General features: G+C 40.6%; 14 protein-coding genes. 12 read left to right on the top strand and 2 right to left on the bottom strand.

The window, feature by feature from the left end:
- Positions 1 to 29: 29 nt before the first annotated feature.
- The 11 genes from LJE72_RS09990 (at position 30) to LJE72_RS09940 (ending at position 14,136) form a co-directional block, all read left to right on the top strand.
- On the top strand, positions 30 to 347 hold the full coding sequence (locus tag LJE72_RS09990) for a TusE/DsrC/DsvC family sulfur relay protein (RefSeq protein WP_229247437.1): 318 nt from the start codon (positions 30 to 32) through the stop codon (positions 345 to 347).
- A 300-nt stretch (positions 348 to 647) separates the two neighbouring features.
- Positions 648 to 1,913 carry a hypothetical protein gene (locus LJE72_RS09985; RefSeq protein WP_229247436.1) on the top strand — a complete coding sequence of 422 codons (1,266 nt, stop codon included), beginning with the start codon at positions 648 to 650 and terminating at the stop codon, positions 1,911 to 1,913.
- 82 nt (positions 1,914 to 1,995) lie between these two features.
- Positions 1,996 to 2,736: an ABC transporter ATP-binding protein gene (locus LJE72_RS09980; protein WP_229247435.1), complete on the top strand. Its 741-nt coding sequence runs from the start codon at positions 1,996 to 1,998 to the stop codon at positions 2,734 to 2,736.
- On the top strand, positions 2,708 to 3,460 hold the full coding sequence (locus tag LJE72_RS09975) for an ABC transporter permease (RefSeq protein WP_229247434.1): 753 nt from the start codon (positions 2,708 to 2,710) through the stop codon (positions 3,458 to 3,460). The genes LJE72_RS09980 and LJE72_RS09975 overlap by 29 nt, the downstream gene beginning before the upstream one ends.
- A gap of 9 nt (positions 3,461 to 3,469) precedes the next feature.
- Positions 3,470 to 4,894 carry a sensor histidine kinase gene (locus LJE72_RS09970; RefSeq protein WP_229247433.1) on the top strand — a complete coding sequence of 475 codons (1,425 nt, stop codon included), beginning with the start codon at positions 3,470 to 3,472 and terminating at the stop codon, positions 4,892 to 4,894.
- Positions 4,895 to 4,909: 15 nt separating this feature from the next.
- Positions 4,910 to 5,611 carry a response regulator transcription factor gene (locus tag LJE72_RS09965; RefSeq protein ID WP_229247432.1) on the top strand — a complete coding sequence of 234 codons (702 nt, stop codon included), beginning with the start codon at positions 4,910 to 4,912 and terminating at the stop codon, positions 5,609 to 5,611.
- A gap of 81 nt (positions 5,612 to 5,692) precedes the next feature.
- Positions 5,693 to 6,343, top strand: coding sequence for a class II aldolase/adducin family protein (locus LJE72_RS09960; RefSeq protein WP_229247431.1), 651 nt, complete (start codon positions 5,693 to 5,695; stop codon positions 6,341 to 6,343).
- 259 nt (positions 6,344 to 6,602) lie between these two features.
- Complete coding sequence (locus LJE72_RS09955; RefSeq protein WP_229247430.1) at positions 6,603 to 7,862, top strand: adenosylhomocysteinase; 1,260 nt, start codon at positions 6,603 to 6,605, stop codon at positions 7,860 to 7,862.
- A 490-nt stretch (positions 7,863 to 8,352) separates the two neighbouring features.
- Entirely contained in the window at positions 8,353 to 10,689 is a 2,337-nt protein-coding gene (locus tag LJE72_RS09950; protein WP_229247429.1) for a type IA DNA topoisomerase, read from the top strand.
- Entirely contained in the window at positions 10,686 to 12,062 is a 1,377-nt protein-coding gene (locus tag LJE72_RS09945; RefSeq protein WP_229247428.1) for an MATE family efflux transporter, read from the top strand. Before LJE72_RS09950 ends, LJE72_RS09945 begins: the two co-directional genes overlap by 4 nt.
- Positions 12,063 to 12,552: 490 nt before the next feature.
- Positions 12,553 to 14,136, top strand: coding sequence for a BCCT family transporter (locus LJE72_RS09940; RefSeq protein ID WP_248286302.1), 1,584 nt, complete (start codon positions 12,553 to 12,555; stop codon positions 14,134 to 14,136).
- A 114-nt stretch (positions 14,137 to 14,250) separates the two neighbouring features.
- Here LJE72_RS09940 and LJE72_RS09935 read toward each other — a convergent pair whose 3' ends face one another.
- Together LJE72_RS09935 and LJE72_RS09930 are read right to left on the bottom strand one after the other, a co-directional pair.
- The gene (locus LJE72_RS09935; RefSeq protein ID WP_229247426.1) at positions 14,251 to 15,162 is read right to left on the bottom strand and encodes a LysR family transcriptional regulator; all 912 of its coding nucleotides are present in this window, start codon (positions 15,160 to 15,162) and stop codon (positions 14,251 to 14,253) included.
- Between the two features lie 141 nt (positions 15,163 to 15,303).
- Positions 15,304 to 16,725 carry a sigma-54 interaction domain-containing protein gene (locus LJE72_RS09930; protein ID WP_229247425.1) on the bottom strand — a complete coding sequence of 474 codons (1,422 nt, stop codon included), beginning with the start codon at positions 16,723 to 16,725 and terminating at the stop codon, positions 15,304 to 15,306.
- Positions 16,726 to 17,363: 638 nt separating this feature from the next.
- On the opposite strand from LJE72_RS09930, the gene LJE72_RS09925 reads away from it, so the two are divergent.
- Positions 17,364 to 18,788: a trimethylamine methyltransferase family protein gene (locus LJE72_RS09925; RefSeq protein ID WP_229247424.1), complete on the top strand. Its 1,425-nt coding sequence runs from the start codon at positions 17,364 to 17,366 to the stop codon at positions 18,786 to 18,788.
- Positions 18,789 to 18,934: the final 146 nt, after the last annotated feature.

The following is an 18,934-nucleotide window of genomic DNA, read 5'->3' as shown; positions in this document are numbered from 1 at the left end:
ATAAACACACATAAGGAGGAATTTGAATTATGGCTCAATTACAAGTCGGCGATTTAACTGTTGAACTGGACGAAGACGGTTTTCTTGAGGATCATGCAGCATGGAATGAAGATGTAGCTCATGCTCTTGCTGCTACTGAGGAAGTAGAAGAACTTACTGAGGATCATTGGAAAATGATCAATTATCTCCGTGACTATTATGAGCAGTTTGGTGTTGCACCAATGGTTCGTAAAATGGTTAAAGACACTGGTTATGACCAAAAGAAAATCTATGAATTATTCCCAGCCGGCCCAGGAAAGGGCGCTTGTAAAATTGCTGGACTTCCTAAACCAACCGGTTGCGTATAAGCCTCTAGGTTTTGTTTATTCGGTTACAGTCCAAACCAAAAGAGCCATCACACTTGTGATTGGCTCTTTTTTACCTTCACAACACTTAATAAAGAGTTTAAAATTCTAGCTGATGGAGATGATTTGGACAATCCTCGAAATTCTGAATCATTTATAACAATTTAAATTAGCCGCAGTTGAAATGTATGTCTAAGAGGGATGGGAATAGTTTATAATTTGTTTATATACTGTTTAGGGAAAATCAAGACCACTGGGTTAGAATATATATAGGGTCTTATAAATAGATAGGGAGTTGACAAGATGAAATTCAAAAAGAAATCAGTGATGCTTGTAAGTTTCACGGTTGGAACACTGTTGTTAGCAACAACAGCTCTAGCTGACATTGCAAGTAAAAGCGGGTATGATGAACTTAAGGGTGCGATTAAGCTAACAACTGAACAAGCCAGTGAAAAGTTTGACAGTTTCACCCTGGATTATTCTATGGCTTTGAAGGATAATGGAAAGACGTTAGAGTCTAGTAACGAAACTCAAAAGGTAGATAGAAAAAATAGTGCTTCTGAAAACATATCTTCAAGTTTAAGCGCTAACGGGGATAAGAGATCTTCTCAGAGCTATTCTGACAAGACGACCATTATTCGGGTGAGTGAGAGTGACCCGACTTACTATGTGACTGAATTTACCAAAGAAAGAAAAGACGAGGCTTTTACTAATCCTTTCAAGGAAGAAGAAGCCGCTGATCTTGAAAAAATAGTCGATGCCATTGTAGGGAGTCTTAAAGATCATGTGGTAGTTACAGAAAATCCTGATGGAAGCAAAGCAATTACAGGATCACTAACAGAGGTGCAAATCCCGTCTTTAGTCAATGCTGTTGCTTCGTTTCAGTTAAAGCAAGAGTTCAATAATCAAAATAGCAATCAGAATAACAGCAAGATGCCTCGTCTGACCAAGGATGTCTTTGTCAAAGAAGTAAAAGGTTCAGCAAAAGTAAACGCAGATGGCGTGATGGAAAGTATCCTGGGAACTGCAGTGTTGTCGGGGAAAGATGAGCAAGGGACTGTCCATGAAATATCGCTGGAGGCTTTAGTTAAAGTGATGGACATTAACACCACAACGGTCACCAAGCCTGATCTTACGGGGAAGAAAGTCGTTAAGGACATCGCCAGATATGGAGACGCTGAGATGTCTAATCCTGAAAAGTTCGTAGGCAAATTTAAAAACGACATCATAATTGAGAAAGACAGCAAATTTGTCAAAGTCGGTGAGCGGTTTGTAGATATCACTCAAATAGACGGAAAGAGTGTTGCGGGTAGATATTACGCAGAGTATAAGCCCGAATTTGAAGAATATGCTGCAAGTTTGAGCAGTTTTAAATTCGAAGCAAAATTTGAACAAGAACAAAAGACCAGTGCGAATTTCGAAGGCACAAACGATTCCGGAGATAAAGTGCGAGGGCATATCTATCTAAGTGAATATGAAGGCCAAGTAAACTTTAATATTGATAATTTCAATGGATCTTTCGGAAGTGGTTTGATGTTTAATTCATCCTTTAGTCCAGTTTTAGATTAAGAGCGTAAGTCACAACGAAAAGGTGATGACTGCCGGGATATATCCCGGCAGTCGCATTAGTTTCTCACGATGGAGGTTGAGCATGGAGAAAGTTATTGAGATCATGAATCTGACCAAATCTTATGGAAATGGTCGCGGAATTTACGATCTGAATTTGGACATCTACAAAGGGGATATCTTTGGTTTTCTTGGACCGAATGGGGCAGGAAAAACGACGGCTATGAAGATTATGACAGGGCTTATCCGACCTGAACAAGGGGATGTTAGAATCTTAGGACACAGTGTAACGGAAGAGTATGAGAAGGCCCTGGCAAAGGTAGGCTGTCTGATTGAAATTGCAGAGTCTTATCATTATCTGAGTGCCTTTGATAATCTGAGACAACTGGCACGCTATTATCCTGGCGTGGATCATAAACGAATTGATGAGGTTCTCGAACTGACGGGAATGCTTAAATTTAAGCATGAAAAGACGAAAAAATTTTCTCTTGGCATGAAACAGCGCCTGGGACTTGCGGCAGCCGTATTGTCGAGACCTCAGGTCGTCATTCTTGATGAACCCTTAAATGGCCTTGATGTCGAGGGGATGATTGATATTCGCAAGATGATCCAGCATTTAGCGGAAAAGGAACAGACTACATTTTTAATTTCCAGTCATTTGATCCATGATGTAGAGTTAACCTGTAATCGCATCGGGGTAATCTACAATGGGAAAATATTAAATGTCGAAAACACTCAAACGATTTTAAAAAACTATGCGACACTTGAGAATTACTTTGTAAGTGAGGTAGAGAGAAATGGCCGTGTTTCAAGCAGCGCTTCTTAATGAACTGGAGAAGCTCTATAAAAAGAAAAAAGTCTTAGTTGCCATTTTGCTGTCTCTTGCAGTAATTGTTATTGGGCAATTGGTGATTGTAGGAGTAAGAAGCGGATTTGGACTTAGAGGAACGGGCAGTGTAGAGTTTCCAATGCTTGTACTATCGGTTGTGGTCAATACCATTCTGCCACTTTTTACAGCCTTGGTTGCAATTGACAGTTTCTCAGGTGAGTTTAATCAAAACAGTATGCGCATCACTCTGACTCGACCTGTCAGTCGATTTAAGATCTATACAGCAAAAATTACAGCCATTGTCTTATTTATCTTGGGAGCCCTTCTTCTGCTCCTTGTTTTTTCTCTGCTGGCCGGATTTATCTTTAATACCAATTCGGCAACACTTGATTCCTTGGGCAGAACTGTGTTTTCCTACTTCGTGAGCTTGCTTCCATTGACTGTTTTGGCCTTAGCCATTGCCCTGTTGGCAAATATCTTCAAGAGCGGAATAGCTGTCTTTTTTGTATCCGTTTTAGCATTCCTTGCCTTAAAAGTGCTTGGTGTACTTTTTTCTCAGTATTCAAGTTTGTTCTTGACGACTCAACTTGACTGGTATAATCTATTTTTGGTAAATTCTTTTCCAATCTTAAAGATTTTGCGTCAGTTTTTAATTATGCTCGGGTCTGGGATCATGTTGTTTACGGCAGGGTTCTATATCTTTGATAAAAAGGAATTTTAAGGTGACGGTATGAAACTCAAAACACGTCTGATTTTAGCCAATGCTTCGACAGTAATCATTCCTATGATCATTACTGTTCTAGTTGCATTGGTTGCTTTTTTTGTCTTCGACAAGTTATTCGGAAGCGGGATTTCTTATGAACATCAACAAAAACAGTCAATGATCAAGGTTAAACTTATCAATGAAACCAGCACCTGGAAACAGACACCCGAGGTTTTGGAAGAAGAGAGTTATCAGAAATATCTCCTTGAACAGCTTGCTGAGATTCATGGGGAGCTTATGTTGATCAAGGATGACGAAGTGGAATTTTCCTCAAAGAAGTTTTCTAAAATTGAAGTGGCCAAAAGTTTAGCGGCAGGGACTATAAAGGGAAAGAACGAACCTGTTGTTATCGATGATGTTTCATATACTGTCTATGTTACGGATCTTATGTATAAAGAAGGCACTAAGGGAAGTTTGCTGTTACTTGTGCCTGCAGATCGGTGGGAGACAAGTTTTACAGGTTTAATCGCCCTAGTTTCTATTACGTTCATACTTACCTTTGCGCTAACGAATATTATTGTCTCCTATCAATTTTCACGAAGTATTATTAATCCTCTATATACCTTGCAAAGTGCTGCTGCAGAAATAGCTAAAGGGAATCTCGACTACTCGATTGTTGAGGAAGGGGATCGGGAAATTCAAGAGTTGTGTCGTGATTTGGAACTTATGCGCATTAAGCTAAAAGAGTCAGTACACACTCAATTGAAATATGAGGATAATCGAAAGCTGCTCATTTCTAGTATCTCTCATGATTTAAAGACCCCTGTAACCTCCATCAAAGGCTATGTAGAAGGTATTTTGGATGGGATAGCCAGTAATCCGGATAAAATGGAACGCTATTTAAAGACTATAGCCTTAAAGGCTCACCAAATAGATCAAATGATTGACGATCTTTTACTTTATGCCAAACTGGATTTAAACCAGATTCCTTTTGATTTTGAGAGTGTAGACATTGCAGAGTATTTCCAGCATTGTATAATAGAAAATGAACCGGAGTTAGAAAGTAATAATATCCTGATTTCCTTTCACAATGAGCTGAATCATGAGCGAAATGTCCTGTTAGATCGAGAAAGAATGAAACGAGTCATTATGAACATTCTGGATAATTCTCGTAAGTACATGAGCAATGATCAAGGTGAAATTAACATCTTTCTCAGAGAAACCGTTGCCAGTATCATCGTTGAGCTTCGTGATAATGGTTCAGGGATCAATGAAGGAGACTTACCTCATATTTTTGATCGATTCTATCGGGCGGATGCAGCTCGAACCAAAGGCAGCGGGTTAGGGTTGGCCATTGCAAAGCAGATCATTGAAGGGCATAATGGAAGGGTATGGGCTGTCAGCCATGGAAAAGAAGGGACCAGTATCATGATCTCGCTCAGTAAGTCATGATGATGGGGGAAAGCAATGAACAAGAAGATATTAATCATTGAAGATGACTCAAGTATTGCAGAGTTACAAAAGGACTATCTGGAAGTCGCCGGGTTTGAAGTTAGTATCTATGACAATGGAATTGAAGGCTTAAGAGGGTTCCAAGAGAATGAGGTTGATCTGCTCATTCTGGATATTATGTTGCCGGGAATGGATGGTTTAGAGATTTTACGCAGCTTGAAAGAAGATAAAGATGTACCTGTTATATTAGTATCCGCTAAAAAAGAAGAAATTGACAAGATCAAAGGGCTAAGTTTAGGGGCTGATGATTACATAACGAAGCCCTTTAGTCCAGGCGAATTGGTGGCAAGGGTAAAAGCCCATTTGGAAAATTACGAGAGGCTCAAACTTCGGTTTAGCGAAGGGGAAAAGAAGTCAAACCTTTTGACGATTCGCGGACTTAAAATCGATAAGGATTCACGCAGAGTTTTTGCTCTCGGCAAGGAAGTTAACCTGGCCCAGAAGGAATATGCTTTACTCTTGTATTTAGCTCAAAATCCTAACAGGGTTTTTGGGCGTGAGGAGTTATTTGAACGCGTTTGGGGTTTGGATGCTTTAGGTGACTCTGCCACAGTCACAGTTCATATCGCTCGAATACGCGAAAAAATTGAGAGCGATTTATCAAATCCTCAATATGTAGAAACGGTTTGGGGCGCAGGGTATCGGTTTAGGATATAAATTGCAATATTTAAGAAAAGCCTTTCCTTTCTGATGAAGGAATGTAGAGCTTTTTGAAGGTATTCCAAAGGAGGCTAAGAAATGAATCAACTATTGACTGCTCGCAAAAAAGTGATCGAAAAGGGGATAGAAATACTTGCAACGAAGCTAACGGTTGGGACTTGGGGGAATATTAGTTGTCGGATTTCTGGAGAGAATTACATAGCGATTACTCCTACGGGAATGAATTACGATGACTTAGTGCCTGAAGATATTGTAATAATGGACTTAGAAGGAAATATAATTAATGGTATTCGAAAGCCTTCTATTGAAGTTCCTTTGCATTTAGCGATTTATAAAGCACGTGAGGATGCCAAGGCTATTGTACATACTCACAGTGCCTATGCAACTGCAATGGCCGTCGCGCGAAAAGAAATTCCGGGAGCAATTGAAGACTTAGTCCAGATAGCAGGCGGCAATGTAAGGGTCAATGAATACGCATTACCCGGAACGGAGCAACTGGGCATCAATACAGTTAAAGCACTTGAAGGCCGAAATGCAGTTTTGTTAGCTAACCATGGTATGTTGGGGGTAGGGCGCGATTTAGATGAAGCACTGAAAGTATGTCAAGTTGTTGAAAAATCTGCACAAATCGTTCTTCTGGCGCAAATGATGGGTGGAGCAATTGAGTTATCCCAAGGGGATATTGACGGAATGCGTAATTTCTATCTGCAAGGTTATGGACAAAAGTGACAAACGAGTCATTGATCAATTCAAAGAAGACTCCCACTTTGTTTATTTGCGATATACCATATATAATAGAGCGATCTAAAGATTGTTGAAGAAATTCACGATTTTAGAGTATAATTAGTAAGGACAACACATAATTGCTTGAATTGCATATAATAGATACTTACCATACGGTATTTTAGTTTGAATTAAAATTGAGTAGTGTCGAACACACTTCAATTCTAGTTCCTTAATAAGAAGCAAGAAAGAAGGTAATCATAGAATGGATTTAAAATTTACGATTCGAGATTTATCATTAGCATCAGAAGGACAGAGGAAAATTGATTGGGTCATTCCTCGAATGCAAGTGCTTAACAGTATACGTAATGAATTTGAAAAACAATTGCCTTTTGCAGGAAAGAAAGTTGTAATTTGTTTGCATCTGGAAGCAAAGACTGCTTATCTCGCTCAGGTGATTAAAGCTGGAGGGGCAGAGGTGACTGTAGTTGCCAGTAACCCTCTTTCGACTCAAGATGATGTTGTGGCTGCTCTTGTTCAAAGTGGGATCGGGGCCCATGCTTGGTACAATGCGACGGAAGAAGAGTATAGTTCTCATCTGCAGTTGGCGCTCGATACCGAACCCGATTTTATCATTGATGATGGGGGAGACTTAGTTTCAACCATCCACACAACTCGCCCTGAACTCCTGCAGAAAGTTAAGGGCGGAGCCGAAGAGACGACAACCGGTGTTTTACGTTTGCATTCAATGGCTCGTGACGGGGTCCTTAAGTTTCCGATGGTAGCTGTAAATGACGCCCAATGCAAATATTTGTTTGATAACAGATATGGTACCGGACAATCCGTTTGGGATGGAATCATGCGTACGACGAACTTAGTTGTGGCTGGTAAAACAGCCGTAGTTGCTGGGTATGGCTGGTGTGGTAAAGGAGTTGCTCTGCGGGCTAAAGGATTAGGAGCGCGAGTAATCATTTGCGAGATTAACCCTATTAAAGCAAACGAGGCCTTGATGGACGGATTCGAAGTAATGCCTATGGTTGAAGCAGCAAAGCACGGGGATTTCTTTATAACGGTTACCGGCAATATGAATGTAATCAATAAGGAGCACTTTATTGTTATGAAATCCGGTGCGATTATGTGTAATGCGGGACACTTCGATATTGAAGTTAATGTAGCCCAATTAAAAGAGATCTCTGTCTCCGAAAGAACAGCTCGAACTAATATTACTGAGTACACCCTTCCTAACGGCCAAAACTTATATGTACTGGCCGATGGCCGATTAGTTAATCTGGCTGCCGGAGATGGGCATCCGGCAGAAGTTATGGATATGACCTTTGCTTTACAAGCTCTGTCTTTAGAATATATTGCTTTGAATTATGAGGAGTTAGAGCCTAAAGTCTATCAAGTCAATACAGAAATAGACGAAAAAGTAGCAATGTTGAAACTTCAATCCCTAGGTTTATCAATTGATAAATTAACTGAAGAGCAGGCAGCTTATCTAGGGTCTTGGAGTTCAGAAGCTTGAAATGAGGAATATAGTCCGCTTCTATATGTGGGTGTCCCTTGTGAAAACACTTAGTGGCGAAGGAGGTAGAATCCATCCTACGGCACCGATGTACTGGTCTATGGATTATGCGCATTTGGCATACGTCTATCTTTAGCGCAATAGTATTTTATTATGGGCCGTGCGCTTACAGCGATAGTCTTCACTGGAGACTTACGTCTCCGAAGTCTCGATGTTCAGCTTTAGCTGAACGAGTTCACTTAGAAGGTGCCTGACCGTAGAGATATGATCAGCACCTTTTTTCTGTTTCTTATATATTCGCCTTTCTAAGATAGGAAGGATCAGTCGTTCAGAGATAAAAGTTGCCCCCGTATCCTACAAAATATCTATGTGTTAAGATATAATGGTTTGAGATTAGACTATCTATCAAACACATTGTTAAGTGTATTTAGACTTCATCATGTTATATGGCAACAAGTTTAGATAGTTATGTATAAAGTGAGGCTTAGGAATGGAAAGAACACTTATAATCGCAGAAAAGCCTTCACAAGCTCGGGAATATGCTGCAGCCCTGGGAGTAAGAGGAAGAGGCGACGGATACCTGGAAAATGAAAAGTATGTGATTACATGGTGCTATGGACACCTTTTAGAGCTGGAGCGTCCTGAAGCATATATGGATTTGGATCGAGTAGGTAAACGCTGGAGTTTAAATCGTTTACCGGTGCTGCCCAGTTTGCAGGCCTTCCGTCGGGTGGTTAAATCCGGAGCGGCTAAACAATATGAAGTAATCCAAAATTGGTTAAGGTCTTCAGACATTGGAGAGATTATTTGCGGAACGGATGCTGACAGGGAGGGGCAGTTGCTTTTTCAAGAAGTCTGGGATGCGGCTAAGTGCAGTAAGCCCTTGTCGAGGCTGTGGATTTCCTCGCTGACAACTGCAGCTATACGAGAAGGATTAAAAAGCCTTCGATCCGCAGAATCGGTGGTAGGACTGGCAGCTGCCGGAAATGGCCGTGCCCTTGCAGATTGGGATTTCGGAATGAATCTGACGGAAGGGTTCACCGCCTTATTTGGGAGTTTCGATGCTGTAAGGAAAAAACCCAATGTTATTTCTATAGGGAGAGTACAGACACCGACACTTGCGTTGATTGTCGAGCGAGAATGGGAAATTGAAGGCTTTGTTGCTCAGCCGTTCTTTGAAGTAAGGGCTGAATTTTCGAGTGCAAATGGGGAGTATCTCGGTAAATGGTTTGATCCAAGCGAGGACTCAAAACGGATTACAGATCCTCAAGTCGCCGAGAAGATCGTAGCCAAAACTCAAGGAAAAACAGGAAGAGTTACTAAAATAGAACAAAAAAACGTACAGGAGCCTGCGCCCCTGCTCTTTGATCTGACCTCGCTGACGATTGCTGGTTCCAAAAAATATGGGTTTAGTGCGGAAAAGGTTCTCCAATTAGCCCAGTCACTCTATGAGAAAAAAGCTATTACTTACCCACGGACTGATTGTGCTTATCTCTCCGAAGACATGGTTCCAAAGTTGCCGGATCATCTTAAAGCGGTACATCAAGAGCCCTATTCGAAGTTGGCAGATGAAGCCAGTCTATTAGGTGTGCCTAAAGGTAAACGCGTAATCAATACGATCACTGCCCATCATGCCATCATTCCGACGACTGAAAAAGTCGCCATTCACAAGCTCAATCGTGAAGAACAGAACCTCTATGATTTAGTCGTTCGACGTTTTCTGGCTGTTTGGTTTCCTCCTGCTCAATATCATCAGACGGATGTAGAAACAATGATCGAGGGTGAATCTTTTCGAACCAAAGGCAAGGTATTATTAAGCCTGGGATGGAAGAAAATTTACGACCCAGATGATTTAGAGGATGAGGGTGTCAAAAAAGGCAAGAAGAAGGACAAGCGGGAGCAGACAGAGGATGAGAACGCAGCGCTGCCTCCCTTGAGTAAGGGAGAAGATGTGCAGACAAAACGTGTTTTCAGCGAGGAAAAGAGCACAAAACCGCCAAAACGCTTTACCCAAGGAGACCTTCTCAAAGCCATGGAAGGTGCAGGCAAGCAGATTGATGATGAGGTGCTCCGTCAGCAATTGAAAGGGAAAGGGTTAGGTACTGTGGCGACTCGTCCGGCTATTATGGAAAATTTAATTGACAGGGGATACATACTGCAGGATCATAAGGCTTTGAAACCCACAGAAAAAGGGGTCGAACTTATTCGACTGATTAAGGAAAAACTTCCTCAGGCTCAGCTCCTTATCAGTGCGGAAATGACCGGACAAATGGAGTTTGATCTTTCTAAAGTGGAAAAAGGAGAACTAAGCATTGAACAGTATATGACAGAAGTAGAAGATGCAATCGGACGAATTATTAAGGAACTGCGTTCCTTCGAACAACGACACGGTAAAACCCCTCTGGCTCTTGCACCGACGGCACATGCTTCAATAAAGGGTAAAGGAAAAGAGGAGCCAAGAGCAAGAACTGCTCGTAAGAAAGAAAATAAGGTTAGAGAGTCCTCGAAGCAGGTCGATGAAAATAAAGTAACAAACAAGAGTCAAGTGCTGGCATTAGGGAACTGTCCTAAGTGCGGTGGAGAGGTGATCGAAGGCCAGAAGGGGTTTGGGTGTTCGAATTGGAGACAAGGATGTCATTTTGTCCTCTGGAAAACTCCGATCTGTGGTAAGGTGCTTACTCCAAATCAAATCAAAAGCTTGTTGAAGAAGGGGAAGACTCCGTTGATTAAAGGTTTTAAATCGAAATCGGGAAAGTCTTTTTCGGCCTATTTGATCTGGGAAGATCAGTCAGAAGCTAAATTGAAGTTTGAAATTGAGACCTCATGAAACAGACATTTTCGCTCCTGCAAAAGATTAGACAATTGTTCGCGATTATGTGGCCTATCCTGGTTGCACAAGTTACAATGTTTTCTATGAGTTTTTTTGATACGGTCATGTCTGGACAAGCAAGCACTCCAGATTTGGCGGGAGTTGCAATCGGTTCCAGCGTATGGGTGCCCATAGGTGCTGGTATAGGCGGAATTTTCGTAGCTGTAACTTCGATTGTTGCTCAATTAATTGGGGCGAGGCATAAAGAAGATATAGCTTTCCAAGTAATGCAGGGGATTTATTTAGCATTGTTGATTTCAACTCTAGTTATAGCCGGAGGGGCCTTTGCTTTAGATCCAATTCTTTCGCTCATGGGGTTGGAGGATAACGTACTTCGAATTTCACGCAGTTACTTGTTGGCACTTGCCTGTGGAATTCCGGCACTCTTTGTATATCAAGTTTTGCGGGTATTTATCGATGCGTTGGGGAAAACCAGAGTAACTATGATGATTGCCCTATTGTCATTACCAATTAACGTGTCCCTGAATTATGTTCTTATTTTTGGGAAAATTGGTTTTCCAGCCTTAGGCGGTGTTGGGGCTGGTGTAGCATCGGCACTTACTTATTGGTTTTTGGCGCTTATTACATACACGATTATTAACAGTCAAAAATCCTTCGCCTCATTTCAGGTGTTTAAACATTTTTATGGTATATCACTTAAAGAATGGAAAGATCAATTAAAGATTGGCTTGCCAATTGGGTTTGCTATTTTCATCGAGACTAGTATCTTTGCAGTAGTTGCTTTACTTATGAGTACATTTGATACTGTGACTATCGCAGCTCATCAGGCGGCAATGAACTTTGCTACTATGCTCTATATGGTGCCATTAAGCATTTCCTCTGCCTTAACTATTTTAGTGGGGTTTGAGGTTGGTGCTAAAAGGGATAAGGATGCTCGTCACTACAGCTATCTTGGTATGGTAATGTCAATTGGAATGGCCAGTATTTGTGCTGTAATCCTGTTACTCTTTAGGGAGCAAGTGGCTGCCTTATATTCTCGGGAAGTTGCTGTGATTCAAATGGCCCAACATTTCCTGATATATGCTGTATTCTTCCAATTATCAGATGCCATTGCTGCTCCGATCCAGGGAACGCTTCGAGGCTATAAGGATGTGAATGTAACATTCCTCATGGCTTGCATATCCTATTGGGTTATTGGATTACCGGCAGGGTACTATATGGCTAATACTACTTCCCTCGGGGCAACGGGTTATTGGATTGGTTTGGTTCTGGGATTGGCTGTGAGTGCTATTGGCTTATTAGGGCGTCTTTTAGTCGTACAGAGTCGACATAAAACTCTAGAAGTTGCTTCTTCAAAGAAAAAAAGATAGATGTTATCTAAGCGCATTCTCCGTTAATGGATTTGGATGTTTCAATTCAAAATTGACAGTCAAGTTAAATTTTCTTGACTTATAGCAATACTCCGAAAATTAAGTCTTGGTGACTCATTTAAGTCTCGGTGACTTAAATGAGTCGCCGAGACTTAATAATTTGTGATGGAAAAGTTCTAATCCTTATATTACTCCGAGTTAAGGATTTTCAAGTGTTTGATAAATAGGGCCTGAGAGTTTGGCATAAATCCTTGAAATACGTACATAGTCGACTTTTATTAAACTTTCTGAGATAACATATTAAATTATGTGATAATTGGCAAAGAATTTGCAATCAAAGTAGTGGGACAGAAGTTAAGCATTTTATAAAAGGAGGTTTTGATGGTCATTTGAGGTAATGAAATACTATAGATGACACGTGGAATTTATCAGCTGACTTATCTTCTTAAACCTGGTATTTCAGATTGAATCACAAGAAAGGGTGAAAAACTTGTTACAAGAGAATCTGGAAAAGATACCTAAATCTAAAAGTATATATGCTCTTATTAATCCTGTTGTTTTCTGGGGCAGTGCTATTTTATGTGTCCTGTTATATGCTCCCATGCTTATTTTTGGTACAGAACTGAAACCCTATGTTTCAACTATATTAAAAGCTATAACCTATAATTTGGACTGGTTATGGTTATTATTTGCTTTGGGCTGTGTACTGTTTTCACTTTGGTTAGCTTTTGGCAGATATGGCAATGTAAAATTGGGCGGAAAAGATGATAAACCAGAATTCTCAGACTTCAGCTGGATATCGATGATGTTCACAGGCGGTGTTGGAGCAGGTTTAGTTTATTGGTCCATGGCCGAGCCTATTTTTTACCTTAAGTGGCCTCCTTACTGGGGTGAGGCCTTTTCAGCGCAAGCTGCGCAATTTTCTATTGCTTATGGAATATTTCACTGGGGTGTTTCGGCCTGGGCTATCTTTGTCCCAGGGGCCATCGCCTTTGCCTACATGATTCACGTAAGAAAAAAACCCTACTTCTACCCAAGCTATGCTTGCAGGGGAATATTAGGGGACCGGGTTGACGGATGGCTTGGCAGAGTCATCGATATCTTTGTTATTATCGGTCTGGTAGGCGGATTAGGAACAACCTTAGGAACGGTTGTACCTATGATGTCGGCTGTAAGCGCCAATATGCTGGGTATTGAGGATACTATGACGGTAAAAGTTGGGGTCACACTGGTGGTTGCAGCGGTATTTGCTTATAGTGCTTACGCCGGTTTAAATAGCGGAATTAAAAGATTGTCGGAATTAAATAGTTGGTTATGTATGGGATTATTAGCGTTTGTTATGCTTGTAGGCCCCACCTTATTTATGTTATCTTTTTATGTTGACAGCTTAGGGGTTTGGGCTACTAACTTTTTACGGATGAGTTTATATACAGATCCGATTACCAAATCCGGTTTTCCTCAGGACTGGACAGTATTTTACTGGGCCTGGTGGGCAGCATGGGCCATGTATTTTGGATTATTTGTTGCCCGGATCTCCAAGGGGAGAACGATTAAAAACGTTGTTATAAATATGATGGTTATAACGACAATCGGCTGTTCACTGTTCTTCTTAGTGTTCGGCACCTATGCAGTAGATCTTCAGCTTAATCAAGGGATAGCACTTGATAAGACTATGGTGGAGGCCGGTGCCGGGGCAATGATTAGCCAAGTCTTAAATACCTTACCCTTAACCCAAATAGTGATTCCCTATTTCTTATTTGTAATGCTTATTTTCCAAGCTACTACCATTGATTCCAATGCGTTCATTATTTCCATGATTGCTTGCAAAGAGGTTAGGAGTGATCAGGAATCTCCCCGCTGGACAAGATTTTTCTGGTGTTCACTCCTTGCTGTGATCGGGGTGGCTATCATGATGGTTGGGGGGTTGCCGGTAGTTCAGCTTTCATCTGTTGCCACCAGCATACCCATTATATTTATTATCATCATCTTAGGGCTGTCCCTATGCAAGATGCTCAAGGAGGATTTCGGCGGAGAGAGTAAAGTGCAAGCTGTCGATTATCCGGAAGAAGACTAATGATACGGGGCTGTCGAAGTAAGACCAGCCCGGAAAATAGTAAAAGGCGGCTTCTGCCAGAAGCCGTCTTTTGCCGTCAAATAAATAATGAGGTTGCTTCTTGTGTTTTAGTTACTATTTTGAAATGGGTGCGGTAATTTTACACATGGAGTTAAGGGCTTCTATAAACTCTTTTTCTACTTGAGAAACAGCGTATCGGGTCGACCTTATTAATCCAACGGTTATCCCTAGACTAACATCACTAATGGGAATAGGTATTATTTCTCCTGATTGCAAGTATATATCGTTAGTCGACATGAACTTAGGAAAGAAGGAGATAGCAATTCCTTGAGAAACGACTCTTTTGATGAGTTCAAAATTACAGAACCTAAACACCACATTTGGTTCGCCGTACTGTTTCAAGATACTTGTAATGCCCCCATTATTCTTTGTGAATTCGTCATTATAGGCAACAAAGGGATATTCAAGCGCTTCTTTCAAAGTGACTGATTCTTTTGCTGAGAGAGGAGAATCTTTTCCGGCATATATCAAAAATTCATCTGAGAATAATTCCTCTCTGCAAATGTCTTTTCCTTGGATTTCTTCAGTTAAAAGAACAATCCCAAGATCATTCTTGCCAGATTGGATATTTTGCAGAATAGTTATTGACTCAGCTACTGTCAAGACAATATTAATATTAGGATGCTTATTTTTCAAGAGATATAAAACGTGTGGTATTATCTTGTCACCCATACTGGGTATTATCCCGACCGATAGGCTGCCAGTTAAATCCGAGGTGTTGGCGATCTGTTTAATTTCCTCAACCGTATCCAGAATATAACGTGCTTTTTCAATAATCATCTCACCGATTGCTGTCGGGTAAGCGCCTTGGGTAGTACGTTTGAATAGTGCTGTTCCTAGTTCGTCTTCAAGTTTGCTAATCGATGAACTGACTGCCGGTTGGGTAATAAAGGCGTGTTCTGCAGCCAGAGTTATAGAGTTGTATTTAGCTACTTCGATTAAAAGGGATAATTGTTCCAATCTCATAAAATACCTCCGCCTGCATACCAAGCTCATTTCTAGAAATAGTCGGAAGACTTGGCCATCCGTGGCGCACTCTCTAAAGATGCCACATGCGCTGGTGGCTTGGTCATGGCCAAGTTTTGTATATAACTCTTGTAATTGCTTTTAAGTTTCTTGGCCGGTAGTACAGCTTTGTTTATAGTTACGTACAATCCGAGTTACTTTACTCTGGCTGATATTCAAAGTGGTTGCAACTTTATAAGAGCTTCCCAGCATGTTATATAATCTAATTATGATTGCCGCTTCATCACTTGATTTCTTGAGATTCTTCCAGTTCGACAGCTCGTCTTGCAGCATGTTTGTATTTAATGGGACAGAAGGTATTTTAAAAATTTTGCTGGGTAAATGTTCAGGTAAAATATTCCCTTCCGGAATTGTAACTACCAACCGTTCTGCTAGGTGTTCCATTTCACGAATGTTGCCAGGCCATGAATAATTTTTTAAGATAGTAAGAGTTTGCTTATCGAACTTATGAGAGTATTTATACATTAAATCGTATTTATTTATGAAGAACTGTAATAATGGAAGAATATCCTCGGATCTGTCCCTTAAGGGGGGAGTATCGATTTCGATGACGCTCAACCTGTAATATAGATCCTCGCGGAACTTACCTTCTTCAATTAACTGAACTAAATTTCGATTTGTTGCTGCAATAATTCGTATGTCAATTTTCTTATGCTCTTTTCCGCCGACGGGAATAAATCTATGCTCCTGAATAAGCTCTAACAACTTTGCTTGAATACCCAAGGGAATTTCGCCGATTTCGTCAAGAAATAGAGTTCCGCCGTTTGCCAGTTCGACTAAACCAACCTTTCCGTACTTGTCTGCTCCAGTAAAAGCACCTCTGCAATAACCGAATAGCTCTGATTCTAAAAGGTGCTCGGGAATAGTAGCACCGTTAATACAAATAAAGGGCCCATCTTTTCGATCGCTGATTTTATGAATATCCATTGCTAAGACGTTTTTTCCAGTCCCAGATTCCCCTAGGATTAAGACCGTTGAATTTACCAGGGCTACCCTCTGTACAACTTCTAAGCACAACTTCATTTTCTCATCCCGAAAAGAGTATCCTTTAAAATAACTAACTTGCTGGCTTAATTCATCAACTTTGCTCTTATAATGTTTAACGAGTTTTTTAGTTTCATCTAGGTCCTGTTTCAACTGTTCAATTTGAGTGATATCGCGACTGTTCATAACAATGAATTCAACTTCACCACTCTCATTAATAACCGGAGTAGCAGTCACAACCAGTTTGATTCCGGATCTGGTTTGTTGTTCTACTGTAACGGTTTGTTTGTTTCTAAAAACAATGGGGGCAAGTGCAGGCGAATAGTATCCCTCATTCAATAAATAGTTGAAGTTTTTCCCTATGATCTCGGAAGGGGCTAAACCATAATGTTTCTTGCATACTTCGTTTACATAGGTTACGATTCCCTTGTTGTTGACAACAAAAATCTCATCAAATGAATTGTCTAATATCATTTTTAATTCTTCTCTCTCCAGATTGTTTTCGTTAATATCTACCAATTTCGACAACTCCCTTTTTGCTATGTCATAAAAGCGTAATCAGAAAAAATAATATGTATTACATCACTTACTAGTCATTACATAGAGAGTTAGTATAAAAATGCAAAATTATTTGATGATTAGATTTATTCGTTAAGATGACGTAAAATCCTGCAACGCTGGAATATATAAGTCACTATGACTTGCAATATTCTAGCGTTTCATGTCAAAGATTCAAGAAAGGGGATATATTGTACGCTATTATTTGGAATAATACACTAGATAGAGGCTTTAAGCTTTAATATTTAGCGGCATTATGCTTTATGAGAATATTTTTATGTTTGGCAATTCAAAATCTTATGACGGCATGAAAATTGCATTATAATTTATGTGAGTTCCCTAAGTGTTAAATTGAATAAATTGTTTAAGCCATACCATCGTATGTACCTGAATCAGTTATGGGAGAATCGGTGGGATATTTGGAACCGGGAATACGGAGAGGTGGTGTAATTGCATCTAAAACTTGGGAAATTCTTAAGCTATTTATAGCAAGTCAAGTTGACTCTGTCTTAAGTCAAGTTGACTTAGGGGCTTTAAGGGTCTAAGGCTAATTAATACCTTGAGGTTCGAGTTAAGTTATGATAAGAGAGGGTGTAATAATGGCTTTAAAATCAAAGCTGGAAGTATTAACGAAGGATGATTTATTGCGGGTTCATGAAGCAACTTTAAAAATTCTTCGTGAAACAGGGGTAGTATTTCATAGTGAGGAAGCTATCGAAATCTTCAAGAAAAATGGGGCTAGGGTTGAAAATAAAACGGTTTTTATTTCTCGTGAGATGGTAGATCAAGCCTTAGCAACCGCTCCACGCACTTTCCGCATGCGTGCTCGTAATGAAAAATATTCTATCACCGTTGGTGAAGGTTTTTTGATACAGCCTAATGTAGGTCCGGTTTATATTCAAGACTTGGATAGGGGACGTCGTGAGGCAACTCTCGAGGATTATGCGAATATCCAAAAACTGTGTCAGGCCAGCGATGTGGTTGACCTGGCAGGCACAATCCCAGTTGATCCCAGTGATGTTAACAGCAACGATAAATATTTACTTATGATGTACGAGGCTTTAAAAAACACAGAGAAACCAATCATCGGATTCTGCGCTAATACTCAGCAAGTTCGCGAACAACTGGATATGGTTGAGATTGCCCTGGGTCAACCGGGATTCTTATTAGAGAACCACTGTACAGCAGTTTTAGTAAATTCTCTAAGTCCTTTAGCCTATGCTCCTGATACGTTGGAAACTATGATCGAATATGCTAAGCGCAATCAAGTTATACTGCTTGCACCTTGCATTATGGCAGGAGTCAGCGGACCAATATCACTGTTGGGAACGGCGGTCTTGCAAAATACAGAAACTATCGCAGGATTGGTTTTGGTTCAATTGGTGAATCCTGGTACTCCTTTGGTTTATGCTACTGCTTCCACCTCAGGATATATGAAAGAGGCTACCTATGCAGCGGGATCGCCAGAAGCCATGTTAATTAATACTGCCAGCTTGCAAATGGGCTTGGATTTCTATCATTTGCCGGTGAGAACTATGTCAGGAATCACACATTCTAAGACAGTGGATTGCCAGGCAGGGTATGAAACTATGCAAAGTTTATTGATGGGAATGATGAGCGGGGCTCAGATGTCGGTACAAAGTTTAGGCGTATTAGATGCTATCATGACTACCTCCTATGAGAAGTTCGTAATCGATGAAGAACTAATCAGAAGAGTGAGGCGGATATCTCAGGGGATTGACACCTCGGATGAAGCATTGTCGGTTGATGTTATTCAAGAGGTGGGGCATACCGGGACCTATTTATCCCACATGAGTACCTTCGAAAAATTCCGTTCCCTGTGGACTCCCACAGTTTCGGACTGGGGCAATTACAGTGATTGGAAGAGCTCCGGCTCTGAAGATGTCGTGATTCGTGCTAATCGCAGATATAAACAAATACTGCAAAATGCGCCTGAATCCTTACTCGATACGGCAATCGATAAAGCTATATTAAAGTTTATCGAGAAGGCTAAGGCCCATTAATAGAACTCTCACTGAGGTTACTTCAACTTATGCCCGGCATAAATAGACGGAATTATACAATGAAATCTATTTATAATATTATTTATTTGGTAAGATTTATTAATTTGTAGTATGAGAAATTGCTGAGAATCTATTTAGTAATCTTA

This window comes from Desulfosporosinus shakirovi, assembly GCF_020595055.1.
GTDB lineage: Bacteria > Bacillota > Desulfitobacteriia > Desulfitobacteriales > Desulfitobacteriaceae > Desulfosporosinus > Desulfosporosinus shakirovi.
The sequence above is the reverse complement of the archived record's forward strand: the minus strand, read 5'-3'. Positions and strand labels throughout refer to the sequence as shown.

Bases quoted from the DNA above. Each gene is read 5' to 3' on its own strand.
- LJE72_RS09960 (WP_229247431.1), top strand. From the start codon at position 5,693: ATGAATCAACTATTGACTGCTCGCAAAAAAGTGATCGAAAAGGGGATA.
- LJE72_RS09955 (WP_229247430.1), top strand. From the start codon at position 6,603: ATGGATTTAAAATTTACGATTCGAGATTTATCATTAGCATCAGAAGGA.
- LJE72_RS09935 (WP_229247426.1), bottom strand. From the start codon at position 15,162: ATGAGATTGGAACAATTATCCCTTTTAATCGAAGTAGCTAAATACAAC.
- LJE72_RS09950 (WP_229247429.1), top strand. From the start codon at position 8,353: ATGGAAAGAACACTTATAATCGCAGAAAAGCCTTCACAAGCTCGGGAA.
- LJE72_RS09975 (WP_229247434.1), top strand. From the start codon at position 2,708: ATGGCCGTGTTTCAAGCAGCGCTTCTTAATGAACTGGAGAAGCTCTAT.
- LJE72_RS09945 (WP_229247428.1), top strand. From the start codon at position 10,686: ATGAAACAGACATTTTCGCTCCTGCAAAAGATTAGACAATTGTTCGCG.
- LJE72_RS09925 (WP_229247424.1), top strand. From the start codon at position 17,364: ATGGCTTTAAAATCAAAGCTGGAAGTATTAACGAAGGATGATTTATTG.
- LJE72_RS09970 (WP_229247433.1), top strand. From the start codon at position 3,470: ATGAAACTCAAAACACGTCTGATTTTAGCCAATGCTTCGACAGTAATC.
- LJE72_RS09980 (WP_229247435.1), top strand. From the start codon at position 1,996: ATGGAGAAAGTTATTGAGATCATGAATCTGACCAAATCTTATGGAAAT.
- LJE72_RS09985 (WP_229247436.1), top strand. From the start codon at position 648: ATGAAATTCAAAAAGAAATCAGTGATGCTTGTAAGTTTCACGGTTGGA.
- LJE72_RS09965 (WP_229247432.1), top strand. From the start codon at position 4,910: ATGAACAAGAAGATATTAATCATTGAAGATGACTCAAGTATTGCAGAG.
- LJE72_RS09990 (WP_229247437.1), top strand. From the start codon at position 30: ATGGCTCAATTACAAGTCGGCGATTTAACTGTTGAACTGGACGAAGAC.